This is a genomic window from Burkholderia sp. Ax-1724, from assembly GCF_011752995.1.
Taxonomy (GTDB): domain Bacteria; phylum Pseudomonadota; class Gammaproteobacteria; order Burkholderiales; family Burkholderiaceae; genus Paraburkholderia.
Genome location: NZ_VWWL01000001.1, coordinates 453568 through 465122, shown reverse-complemented (window position 1 = coordinate 465122; position 11555 = coordinate 453568). Strand labels below are relative to the sequence as shown.

The following is an 11555-nucleotide window of genomic DNA, read 5'->3' as shown; positions in this document are numbered from 1 at the left end:
ATTAAAAGTAGTTTCACTTCAAAACACAGAGGAGAACCGGTCGGCGAGGGATCGGCATGACGCACAGATAGCCCCAGGCTACGCGTCACGGCAGGAGACCCTATCCGCCCGCCATCTCCCCTGGTACCGCTTTCTGTTCGGTGCAGATCGCGTCCGAACACCACTCGCAGTACTGGGTTTCATTTTTTGACAGGGTATGGAGGAGAAGATGAAGAAAGCTTTGCTCGCCGCGGCGCTGATGTCGGCCGGCGTTGTCGCACACGCTCAGAGCAGCGTCACGCTGTACGGCCGCCTCGATGCGGGCCTCGAGTACATGTCGGGCGTGCCGACCGGTCCCGCCAACGGCGCGGCCACCGGCAGCGGCAACCGCTTCAAGGCCGAGAGCGGCGACTGGGGTACCAGCCTGTGGGGCTTGAAGGGTGTCGAAGACATCGGTGGCGGCAACAAGGTGCTGTTCCAGCTGGAGGGCTCGTTCAACACGATGACGGGCGCGGGTCCGGGCAACGGCGGCCTCTTCAATCGCTGGGCAACGGTGGGTCTGTCGAACGACCAGTACGGTACGTTCACGATGGGCCGCATGCTCTTCATCTCGAACGGCGTGTGGGACTTCGACCCGTTCGGTCAATCGAACTGGTCATCGGCATCGCTCGTGCGTAGCCGCAACTGGCCGCAGTCGAGCAATAACGTCGCCTACCAGTCGCCGAAGATCGCCGGCTTCGATTTCTATGGTCAGTACGCCCTGTCGAACGCGACGAGCTGGAACGGCAACGGCACGACGCCGCAAGGCCGTGAAGCAGGCGCTCAGGTCACCTACACGAACTCGCTGTTCCAGGTCCGCGGCCTCTACGACGAAATCCGCAACCCGACGAATGGCGGCCTGTGGGGCGGTGCGGTCGCCAACAACGGCATCAATTCGGCTAACACGGGCAATGGCGTATTCTCGGCATCGCGCGAATATTCGGCGCTCGTGAACGTGTTCCTCGGCCAGTTCAAGATTCAGGCTGCTTACCAGGCTGTGCGCTCCGCCGGCGCGACCGGCGTCGCGTATGGCCAGCCGACCACGCTCAATCACGAATGGGGCGGTGTGACGTGGCAAGCCACGCCGGCTGCTGCGCTGATCGCAGCGGTCTACCACGTGAACGGCAACAATGGCGCGGGCAATGCGACGATCTACACGGTCGGCGGTTCGTATAACCTGTCCAAGCGCACGCTGCTCGACCTGCAGGTTGCAACGGTACGCAACAGCAGCAACGCCAACTTCGGCCTGAACGCGAACAACGCGGGCACCTCGGCCGGAACGGATAACCCGCTGCCGGGCCACGCGCAAACCGGCGTGTACGCAGGCATCCAGCACTCGTTCTAAGCGAACGGTGTGCCCCGAGGGGACAACCCTCGGGGCGTCAAATACAGGTTTCTCCAAGAGAATCTTTTTCACGCTGCTGCGAGAGGCGCGTATCGGTGCAATGCCCGCAAGGGTATTGCACCGTTTTTTATTGGAGACGAGTTTTTCGGCCTGGCGAGTCCGTGGGGTGTCCACGGCTTGCCGGCTTGCTCGTCATGCACGCAACGCAGCCGCGCAGGACAGCCGGGACATGCAGCGTGAACAGGCCTTGAAAGTGGGCCTTGAACCTCGCAGGCGGCCCGTGAAACTGCCCTCTTACACCGCCGCTTCGTTCTCTTCGCCGGTGCGGATACGGATCACGCGCTCGACGTCCGCGACGAAAATCTTGCCGTCGCCGATCTTGCCGGTACGCGCCGCGCCGATGATCGCATCGATCACCTGATCGCACTGGTTGTCCGCGACGACGACTTCGATCTTCACCTTCGGCAGAAAGTCGACCACATACTCCGCACCACGATAGAGCTCGGTATGCCCTTTCTGACGGCCGAAGCCCTTGACTTCGGTCACGGTCAGGCCGGTGAGGCCGACTTCTGCGAGCGCCTCGCGCACTTCGTCGAGTTTGAACGGTTTGATGACTGCGGTGATGCGCTTCATGGCGAACCTCGTCTCGTGATAGGGAAAGTGAAAGGGAAATGGGTGATTTTTATTCTACGCCGCGCGTCACGCCACCGGCTCGATATAGCGCGACGTGATCGGATAACGCCAGTCGCGGCCGAACGCGCGATGCGTGACGCGAATGCCGATCGGCGCCTGACGCCGCTTGTACTCGTTGATCTTGATGAGCCGCGTGACGCGCTTCACGTCGTCGGCCGCATAGCCCGCCGCGATGATCTCCGCGAGCGAGCGGTCCTCTTCCATGTACATGCGCATGATCGCGTCGAGCACGTCGTATTCGGGCAGGCTGTCCTGGTCGGTCTGGTTCTCGCGCAGTTCCGCCGACGGCGCGCGCGTCAGGATGCGTTCGGGAATCACGTCGCGCGTCGCGAACGTGGTGGCCGCGTTGCGATAGTGGCACAGCCGGTACACGAGCGTCTTCGCGATGTCCTTGATGACCGCGAAGCCGCCGGCCATGTCGCCATACAGCGTGCAGTAGCCGACCGCCATCTCGCTCTTGTTGCCGGTGGTCAGCACGATCGAGCCGAACTTGTTCGACAACGCCATCAAGAGCGTGCCGCGAATGCGCGCCTGGATGTTCTCCTCGGTCGCGTCTTCGGCGCGGCCCGCGAATTCTTCGGCGAGCGAACCGCGGAACGCGTCGAACATCGGCGCGATGGCGATCTCGTCGTAGCGCACGCCGACTCGACGCGCCATCTCGGCGGCATCGGTGGTGGAGATGTCGGCCGTGTAGCGCGACGGCATCATCACGGCGCGCACCTTGTCGGCACCGAGCGCATCGCAGGCGACGGCCAGCACGAGCGCCGAATCGACGCCGCCCGACAACCCGATCAGCGCCCCCGGAAACCCGTTCTTGCCGATATAGTCGCGCACGCCCATCACGAGCGCCGCGTACACCTGCGCTTCGAGCGACTGCTCCGGCGCGATCGCGGCCGGCACCGGCGTGGCACCGTCGAACTCGACGAGCGCCGTGGCTTCCTCGAACTGCGCGAGCTTCGCGACCAGTTCGCCCTGCGCGTCGAGCACGAACGAACCGCCGTCGAACACGAGTTCGTCCTGGCCGCCGACCATGTTCACGTAGACCATCGGTATGCCGGTCTCGCGAATCCGCGCGCGCAGAATGTCGAAGCGCACGGCTTCCTTGTTCAGGTGATACGGCGAGCCGTTCGGAATCAGCAGCACCTGCGCGCCGGCGGCCTTCGCCATCTGCGCGGCCGACGCATGCCATGCATCCTCGCAGATCACCACGCCATACTTCACGCCCTCGAGTTCGAACACGAACGGCTGCGGGTCCGAGGCGAAGTAGCGCTTCTCGTCGAACACCTCGGTGTTCGGCAGATCCTGCTTGCGATAGGTGCCCTTCACTTCGCCGTCGACGATCAGCGAGGCCGCGTTGAACGTATCGACGGGTGGCACGCCGCGCTCGATCGGCGCGTTTGCATTACCATGGCCGTGCGCCCGATCCCGCAGCGGATGCCCGACGATCACATGCAGCCCCGTGAACGGCTTCAGCTGCGCGGCGAGATCGGCCAATGCCGCGGCGCTCGCGGTATAGAACGCGGGACGCAGCAGCAGGTCTTCGGGCGGATAACCCGACAGCGCAAGTTCAGGCGCAACCAGCAGCTTCGCACCATCGTTGTGCGCGGCGCGCGCGGCGGCGACGATCTTCGCGACGTTGCCGGCGAAGTCGCCGACGGTGACATTGATTTGAGCAAGAGCGATTCGGGTCTTCATGGCAGGATCGACAGGCAAGCCATTACGGCTCGCGGGTACCGCGGCTCGATGGCTCGGCGGAATTGGACAACCGGATAAACGAACGGCGTGGCCCGCGCATCTTCACGGCAGCGCACGTTCATTGCAAACAGTCACGCAGATTGAACCAGCAACGCATCGATTATCGCACGGGCATTCTGGCATCGCCCTCCGAGGTGGACGCCGCCGAATGGAACGCCCTTCTCGCGCAACAGCCGCAGCCCACGCCGTTTCTGCGGCACGAGTTTCTGAGCGCGCTCAGCGCGACGCAATGCGCGGTGCCCGACACCGGCTGGGCGCCGCAATTCGTCACGCTCACCGACACGCGCACGGGCAAGCTCGCGGCGGCCGCGCCGGTCTATCTGAAGGGTCACTCGTACGGCGAGTACGTGTTCGACTGGGCCTGGGCCGACGCCTATAAACGCAACGGCCTGCCGTATTACCCGAAGCTCCTGTGTGCGGTGCCGTTCACGCCGGTGCAGGGCAACCGTTTGCTAGCGGCCGACGAACACGCGCTGCGCCATCTCGCGGCCACGCTGCTGGCGTTCGCCGAGCAGGCCGAGGTGTCCTCGCTGCATGTGCTGTTTCCGACGCAAACCGAAGCCGCCGCGCTCGAAGAACTCGGCATGATGCAACGCGAAGGCGTGCAGTTTCACTGGCTCAACGACGGCTATCGCGACTTCGACGATTTCCTCTCGACGCTCGAACAGAAGAAGCGCAAGAACATCCGCGCCGAGCGCCGCAAGGTACACGACGCCGGCATCACCATGCGGCGCATTCGCGGCGAAGACATTCAGGATGCCGACTGGCGCTTCTTCAGCAAGTGCTATCGGCAAACCTATCGCGAGCACTTTTCGAGTCCGTATCTGAACCTCGACTTCTTCCGCATGATCGGCGCGTCGATGCCGGAAAACCTGCTGCTCGTGATCGCCGAATACGAGGGCAAGCCGATTGCGAGCTCGCTCGTCGTCTATCAGCGCGACGCGCAAACCGGCGGCACGCTCTATGGCCGCTACTGGGGCGCGCTCGAACACGTGCCGTGCCTGCACTTCGAAACCGCGTACTACCAGCCGCTCGAATTCTGCATCGAGGCAAAGCTCGGCGCGTTCGAAGGCGGCGCGCAGGGCGAGCACAAGATGGCGCGCGGCTTTCTGCCGACGGTCACGCGCTCGGCGCACTGGCTCGCGCATCCGGCCTTCGCGGACGCGGTCGGCCATTTCCTCGACAACGAAAAGAACAGCATCCACGCTTATGTGGACGAGCTGCGCGAACACAATCCGTTCAAAGGCTGACGGCGCGTTTATGGCGTGGTTTCTCTATCTGCTCGAATGCTCGGACGGCAGCGTCTATACCGGCATCGCGACCGATGTCGCCGCGCGCTTCGACAAGCACATGAGCGGCATGGGCGCGCGCTATACGCGTTCGCGCAAGCCGGTGCGCGTGCTGGCGTCGTTCGAACTCGCGGATCGATCGAGCGCATCGCGCGCCGAGTATTGGGTCAAGCGGCTCGCGCCGCCCGAGAAGCGCGCGCTGGCGGCGGGGTTGAGGACGCTTGAATCGGTAGTGCCGACGGCGCCGGTTGCCGAGGCTGAAACGGGGGATGACGGCGAGGTGGTTTGATGCGGCTTGAAGCCTGAAACCCGAGGCTCGGAGTTCGGCGCGGCTCCGTTTGTGTCGCGATCACTTCGTGCCGCTTGCTTCGTAGCGCTGACTTCGGCCCGCTGACTTCGGTCCGCTGACTTCGTCCCGATAACTGCGCCCCGCCAATCCCGCACCGTGCTGCCGCGCAGCCGGCGGCAAGCGGCAAGCACACCCCGCCTCGGCCTACCCCCTCGCCTCACGCATCTTCTCCGTCAACAGACGATGCACGCGCGCCAGTTCACCAACCGCATCCGCTTCGAGCGAGGTCAGCCGCTCGCGCTCGGGCAAGTCGAGCCGCACGGGCTGCAGCGTGCGATTCAGGGCGGCCTCGATCGCCTCGCTCAGCGCCGCGACCCAGGCGCCGAGTTCAGCAGGCATGGCGCGCCGGTTCGCGCTCAGGCGCAACTGCGTCGCGGTGCCGGCCATCCGGCGCAACAGGCTCAGCATCGTCAGCGTCACCGTATCGGCCATCGAGTCTTCGAGTTTTTCGAGGCGCACGCGGCCGAGCGCCTCTTCTGCGTTGTTGCTGGTGAGACCCGCCGCGCGGCGCAGACGCTCCATGTCCTTGTCGCGGCGCCACGGCGTTTCGAGCGACGCGCGCAGATACGCGAGATTCGCGCGCACGGCGTTGCCGAGATAGACGCGCAGGTCGAGCTTCTCGCGCGTCGGCCATAACAGGAACGTCGCGAGCAATGCGAGCACGCAGCCGAGCACGTTGTTGCCGAGCCGCGTCAGCGCGAACACGAACTCGTTGGCGCCCGGCGTCGCGAAGTCGGCGACGAGCACGAAGGCCGGCGTCAGGAACAGCACGAACAGGCTGTAGCTGACGGGCCGCAGCGCCATCGTCGCCATCACGAGCGGAAACACCGCGAGCGAAATGCCGAGCGGCGAATGAATCGCATAGCCGATCGCCGCCGCTAGCACGCCGCCGACGATGCTGCCCGCCGCGCGCTCGATGCTGCGCGGCCACGTCGCGGCAATCGACGGCTGCAGGATCAGGAGCGTCGCCATCGTCGCCCAGTAGCCGAACGGCAAGCCGAGCGCGCGGATCACGAGAAAGCCCGCGGTGGTCGTCACGCCGACGCGCGCCGCATGGCGCAGGCCGACCGACTGCCACGACAGGTTCGCCTTCAGCGTCGCCCCGGCGCGCGCGGCGAGCCGCATCGCGCATTCGCTCCAGCGTTCGGTATGCGGCTCGCGCGGCGCGAAATCGACGAGCTCGAAGCCCGATTGCAGCTTGACCGGTTCGAGCAACGCGCCTTCGAGCCGGCTCGCGAGACGCCGCAAGCGCCGTTGCTGATCGGCGAGACGCTCCCAGCGCGCGTCGCCGGCCGCCACGCCGATATCTCGCAGCACCTCGCCGATCGTATTCAGCAGCCGCGCCGCGCGCTGCGTGCGGCGCAGGTCGTCGGGCACTTTCTCGCTCGCGCCCGACACCGCGATCAGATACGCGAACAGCGCCTCGCCGTCGGTCAGCAGACCGAGCAGCGTGTCGTAGGTGACGGCGCCGCCCGTGCGCGAGGCGGGCAAATTCGCGAGCGCATCGCGCGAACGTTCGAGCGCCGCGCGCGCGTCGGCGCGAAAGCGCGCGGCGTGCATGGCCCATTCGCCTGGCGCGGCACGCTGGCCGACGAGACGCGCGCTGTCGAAGGCGACGTCGGCGAGCCGCAGATACACCGCGCGCAGCGACGCGCGGCTCGCGCCGAACGGATGAATGCGCCACACCGTCAGACTCAGCACGACCGCGAACAGACAGCCGACCACGTAGACGCCGAGAAACGCGAGCCCGGCGCGCGCGTCGTGCATCGGCCGGTCGACCATCACGACGCAGGCGGTCGCCGCGAGGATCGTCACCTGCGAGGTGGCCGCGCCCCAGATGCGGCCGAACGCGCCGAGCGTCGTGAACGCGAGCATCGCGAGCGCGGCGAACGCGGTCCCCATGCCAGACGCGAACGCGGTCATGCCGCCGCACAGCGTCGACAGCAACGCGAAGCCCATCATCGAGGCGAAGCGCGCGCGGTTCGAGCCGCCCGCATCGGCGAGGCAGGTCCAGAAGGCGCCGATCGCGGCCCACGCGAAGATCGGATCGTGCAGCACGTTGCCGAGCGCGAGCATCGCCGTCGAAGCGCACGCGGCCCGCAAACCCTCGGACAGACTCGCCTCGCTCGCCGCGAACGACACCATCCAGACCGGCCGCTTGCGGTAGATCGCGGTGACGACCGCGTGCAGCCGGGTCGACCAGCGCGGCGAGTTCGAGTGGGATTTGCTGCGGTTCGTCATCCGGATGGCGGTTCCCGAGAAGGCGCGCGATACGAGGCGGCGCGCGCATGAAAGGTGTGTCGAATGATAAGGGTTTACACCTAACTATAACAATGCGTTTGCTTCATTCCGGCGATGCATCGAGGTTATGCGTATCGAGCACCGTCGTATTTGCACGGTAGCCGAATGCAGCGCAAACGCCATGAAAAAACCGCGCGGCCCTCACGGACTCGCGCGGTTTGCGTCCTGCCTGCGGCGAGCGGGATGCCCCGCCGCGCGCTTACTTCGTGTAGTTCGCGATGCCTTCGCTGATTTCCTTGTGCGCGGCGTCGACGCCCGCCCAGCCTTCGACCTTGACCCACTTGCCCTTTTCGAGCGCCTTGTACTGTTCGAAGAAGTGCTTGATCTGGTCTTTCAGGTAAGCCGGCACGTCGTCGACGGTCTTGAGGCTCGCCGTCATCGGGCAGATCTTGTCGTGCGGCACGGCGATCAGCTTCGCGTCCACGCCCGATTCGTCAGTCATCTGCAGCATGCCGAGCGCGCGGGCGCGCACGACGGAACCGGCCAGCAGCGGGAACGGCGTGATGACCAGCACGTCGACCGGGTCGCCGTCGCCCGACAGCGTTTGCGGAATGAAGCCGTAGTTGGCCGGATAGCGCATGCCGGTGCCGATGAAACGGTCGACGACGAGCAGGCCCAGATCCTTGTCGGCTTCGTACTTCACCGGGTCGCTTTGCGCCGGGATTTCGATGATGACGTTGAAATCGTGCGGAAGGTCTTTGCCTGCGGGAACGTGATTGAAGCTCATGAGCGCTCTCTGAAGGGGATGGAAGTCGGAATGCGGCGTACGGTGTGCCCGGGATCGAGGGTAGGCGTGCGGATTGCCCGCCCTCTCGCCCCGATAGCGGCACCGTGCACCGGACAATGCGGAATGCGCCATTATAGCCAATCGGCCAATGGCCTCTCCCGTTCGATCGGCGCGATAATCGTCTCGCGACTCTCGCTCGTGTTTCCGGTTTGGTGTCTCCCCTTCGAACCTCGCGCCGCCGCACGACGGCTGCGCGTCACCGTCAAGGAGCCTGCATGGAAGAAGCCCGGCATTTCATCGGCGGCGAGTGGTGCGCCGCGTCCGGCGGCGACACGATCGCCGTGCTCGATCCCTCGGACGGCCAGCCGTTCACGCGCCTCGCGCGCGGCACCGCGGCCGACATCGACAGCGCCGTGCACGCGGCGCGGCGCGCCTTCGAGGGCGCATGGGGCGCCGCAAGCGCCGCCGAGCGCGGCCGCGTGCTGTACCGGCTGTCGCTGCTCACGGCCGCGCGCCAGGAAGACCTCGCGCAGCTCGAAGCGCGCGACACCGGCAAGCCGCTCAGGCAGGCGCGCGCCGATGCCGCCGCGCTCGTGCGCTATTTCGAGTTCTACGCCGGCGCCGCCGACAAGCTGCACGGCGAAACGCTGCCCTACCAGGCCGGCTACACGGTGCTGACGATCCGCGAGCCGCACGGCGTGACGGGCCATATCGTGCCGTGGAATTATCCAATGCAGATTTTCGGGCGCAGCGTCGGCGCGGCGCTTGCGACCGGCAACGCCTGCGTCGTCAAGCCGGCCGAGGACGCGTGCCTTTCCGTGCTCCGCGTCGCCGAACTGGCCGCCGAAGCCGGCCTGCCGTCAGGCGCGCTCAATATCGTGACCGGCTACGGGCACGAGGCCGGCGCCGCGCTCGCGCGCCATCCGGGCATCGATCACGTGTCGTTCACGGGCTCGCCCGAAACCGGCAAGCTCGTCACGCAGATGGCCGCCGAAAACCACGTGCCCGTCACGCTCGAACTCGGCGGCAAGTCGCCGCAAATCGTCTTCGCCGACGCCGATCTCGAGGCCGCGCTGCCCGTGCTCGTCTCGGCGATCGTGCAGAACGCCGGGCAAACCTGCTCGGCGGGCAGCCGCGTGCTGATCGACGAGGCCATTTACGAGCCCTTGCTCGAACGGCTCGGCAGCGCATTCCAGGCGCTGCGCGTCGGCCCTTCGCAAGCGGACCTCGACTGCGGGCCGCTCATCAGCGCGAAACAGCAGCAGCGCGTGTGGGACTTTCTCTCCGATGCGCAGCACGACGGCATTGCGATGGCCGCGCACGGCGAAGTGATTCCCGAAGCGCCCGAGAGCGGCTTCTACCAGGCGCCGACCTTGCTGCGCGACGTGCCCGCGAGCCACCGCCTCGCACGCGACGAAGTGTTCGGCCCGGTGCTCGCCGCCATGTCGTTCCGCGACGAAGACGAAGCGCTCGCGCTCGCGAACGGCACGCAATACGGGCTCGTCGCCGGTATCTGGACACGCGACGGCGCGCGCCAGATGCGGCTCGCGCGACGCGTGCGCTCGGGGCAGGTGTTCATCAACAACTATGGCGCGGGCGGCGGCGTCGAATTGCCGTTCGGCGGCGTCAAGCATTCGGGGCACGGCCGCGAGAAAGGCTTCGAGGCGCTGTATGGGTTCACGGTGTTGAAGACGATTGCGATCCGGCATGGTTAGGCCGCGGCTCGCCGCTCGTGGCCCGTGGCTCGTAGCTCTCGTTTGGCGGCTCGTGATTGACGCGGCCAGCGGCTTCGGCGCGACGACGCATTGCTATCCCTCACAACCAGCAACGGAGACATCATGCGTTTGACAGGTAAAACGGCCATCGTCACGGGCGGCGGTTCGGGTTTCGGCGAAGGCATCGCGAAGACCTTCGCGCGCGAAGGCGCGAACGTCGTGGTCAACGATCTGAACGGGCCAGCCGCGGAGCGCGTCGCGAGCGAGATCGCGCTTGCGGGCGGCAAGGCGATCGCGGTGCCCGGCAACGTCGCGCTGCGCGACGACTGGCGCACGCTGCGCGAGGCGGCAATCGAAGACTTCGGCAGCGTGCAGATCGTCGTCAACAACGCGGGCACCACGCATCGCAACAAGCCGGTGCTCGAAGTAACCGAGGCCGAATTCGACCGCGTCTACGCGGTGAACGTGAAGAGCATCTACTGGAGCGTGCAGGAGTTCGTGCCGTATTTCCGCGAGCAAGGCGGCGGCAGCTTCGTCAATATCGCATCGACGGCGGGCGTGCGGCCGCGCCCGGGGCTCGTCTGGTACAACGGCAGCAAGGGCGCGGTGATTATCGCGAGCAAGTCGCTCGCGGTCGAACTCGGACCCGAGCGCATTCGCGTGAACTGCGTGAATCCGGTGATCGGCGAAACGGCGCTGCTCTCCGAATTCATGGGTGTCGAAGATACGCCGCAGAATCGCCAGCGCTTTCTCGCCGGCATTCCGCTCGGCCGCTTCTCGACGCCGCAGGATATCGCCAACGCGGCGCTCTATCTCGCTTCGGATGACGCGGAGTTCGTCACCGGCGTGTGTCTCGAAGTGGATGGTGGAAGGTGCGTTTAGAAAAGTGAAGCGGCGGCGCTCGAAGGCCTGAGCATCATTGCGCGCGGTGTGCTTATGAACGGGATGCGGCCCGAATTCGATCATGTCCGCTGCAAAGCCACTCCGTCGCGCCATTCCCGGGACACCTTCGTTAACTGAGCATAAGTTGCGCTATGCATCGGTCCACTTGCGTGAAAAGAACCACAATCGAAGCGACACGGCAATGCACGGTTGTGCTGGCTGGGAATGTGGATCATCGGTGGCGACACGAGTTGTGTGTAACTCGAAGACGAGACCTATGCGAGCCGAGTCCATGTTTCCAGCACAGCCGACTGAAGGCCGAAGGCAAACACGATTCGGGACAACACTGAAGATGTCATCAAAACAGATTGCTGACATGTTCCATTCGAAAGGACACCCGATATGTCATCGTCAGGAGTTTCGTCGACTGACAACCTCTACGCACAACTGAATTCGTACACGTTCGGGGTGGCCACGAAGG

At 65.5% G+C, this 11555-nt stretch carries 9 protein-coding genes; 5 read left to right on the top strand and 4 right to left on the bottom strand.

All coding sequences use genetic code 11. The features are described from left to right. The first annotated feature begins 208 nt into the window (after positions 1–208). Complete coding sequence (locus F3J19_RS01945; RefSeq protein ID WP_167036814.1) at positions 209–1363, top strand: porin; 1155 nt, start codon at positions 209–211, stop codon at positions 1361–1363. Between the two features lie 294 nt (positions 1364–1657). Here the strand turns inward: F3J19_RS01945 and glnK are convergent, their stop codons facing one another. Together glnK and F3J19_RS01935 are read right to left on the bottom strand one after the other, a co-directional pair. Then, positions 1658–1996 (bottom strand): P-II family nitrogen regulator, encoded by a 339-nt coding sequence (gene glnK / locus F3J19_RS01940; RefSeq protein ID WP_006048444.1) that lies wholly within the window; start codon positions 1994–1996, stop codon positions 1658–1660. A 66-nt stretch (positions 1997–2062) separates the two neighbouring features. After that, positions 2063–3751, bottom strand: a complete 1689-nt coding sequence (locus tag F3J19_RS01935) for an NAD+ synthase (protein WP_167036811.1) — start codon at positions 3749–3751, stop codon at positions 2063–2065. 140 nt (positions 3752–3891) lie between these two features. Here F3J19_RS01935 and F3J19_RS01930 point away from each other — a divergent pair, with 140 nt between their 5' ends. Together F3J19_RS01930 and F3J19_RS01925 are read left to right on the top strand one after the other, a co-directional pair. Beyond that, on the top strand, positions 3892–5061 hold the full coding sequence (locus F3J19_RS01930) for a GNAT family N-acetyltransferase (RefSeq protein WP_167036808.1): 1170 nt from the start codon (positions 3892–3894) through the stop codon (positions 5059–5061). 10 nt (positions 5062–5071) lie between these two features. Then, positions 5072–5389 (top strand): GIY-YIG nuclease family protein, encoded by a 318-nt coding sequence (locus F3J19_RS01925; RefSeq protein WP_167036805.1) that lies wholly within the window; start codon positions 5072–5074, stop codon positions 5387–5389. 204 nt (positions 5390–5593) lie between these two features. On the opposite strand, the gene F3J19_RS01920 is transcribed toward F3J19_RS01925, so the two are convergent. Together F3J19_RS01920 and ppa are read right to left on the bottom strand one after the other, a co-directional pair. Then, positions 5594–7690, bottom strand: coding sequence for an FUSC family protein (locus tag F3J19_RS01920; protein ID WP_167036802.1), 2097 nt, complete (start codon positions 7688–7690; stop codon positions 5594–5596). A gap of 259 nt (positions 7691–7949) precedes the next feature. Next, complete coding sequence (ppa, locus tag F3J19_RS01915; RefSeq protein ID WP_167036799.1) at positions 7950–8477, bottom strand: inorganic diphosphatase; 528 nt, start codon at positions 8475–8477, stop codon at positions 7950–7952. Positions 8478–8752: 275 nt separating this feature from the next. On the opposite strand from ppa, the gene F3J19_RS01910 reads away from it, so the two are divergent. Then, the gene (locus F3J19_RS01910; RefSeq protein WP_167036796.1) at positions 8753–10192 is read left to right on the top strand and encodes an aldehyde dehydrogenase family protein; all 1440 of its coding nucleotides are present in this window, start codon (positions 8753–8755) and stop codon (positions 10190–10192) included. Positions 10193–10315: 123 nt separating this feature from the next. Further along, complete coding sequence (locus tag F3J19_RS01905; RefSeq protein ID WP_167036793.1) at positions 10316–11074, top strand: SDR family oxidoreductase; 759 nt, start codon at positions 10316–10318, stop codon at positions 11072–11074. Positions 11075–11555 lie beyond the last annotated feature (481 nt).

What these genes read in the sequence shown, in the direction of transcription:
- F3J19_RS01945 (WP_167036814.1), top strand. Translation starts at nt 209, where the DNA reads ATGAAGAAAGCTTTGCTCGCCGCGGCGCTGATGTCGGCCGGCGTTGTC.
- glnK (WP_006048444.1), bottom strand. Translation starts at nt 1,996, where the DNA reads ATGAAGCGCATCACCGCAGTCATCAAACCGTTCAAACTCGACGAAGTG.
- F3J19_RS01935 (WP_167036811.1), bottom strand. Translation starts at nt 3,751, where the DNA reads ATGAAGACCCGAATCGCTCTTGCTCAAATCAATGTCACCGTCGGCGAC.
- F3J19_RS01925 (WP_167036805.1), top strand. Translation starts at nt 5,072, where the DNA reads ATGGCGTGGTTTCTCTATCTGCTCGAATGCTCGGACGGCAGCGTCTAT.
- F3J19_RS01920 (WP_167036802.1), bottom strand. Translation starts at nt 7,690, where the DNA reads ATGACGAACCGCAGCAAATCCCACTCGAACTCGCCGCGCTGGTCGACC.
- ppa (WP_167036799.1), bottom strand. Translation starts at nt 8,477, where the DNA reads ATGAGCTTCAATCACGTTCCCGCAGGCAAAGACCTTCCGCACGATTTC.
- F3J19_RS01910 (WP_167036796.1), top strand. Translation starts at nt 8,753, where the DNA reads ATGGAAGAAGCCCGGCATTTCATCGGCGGCGAGTGGTGCGCCGCGTCC.
- F3J19_RS01905 (WP_167036793.1), top strand. Translation starts at nt 10,316, where the DNA reads ATGCGTTTGACAGGTAAAACGGCCATCGTCACGGGCGGCGGTTCGGGT.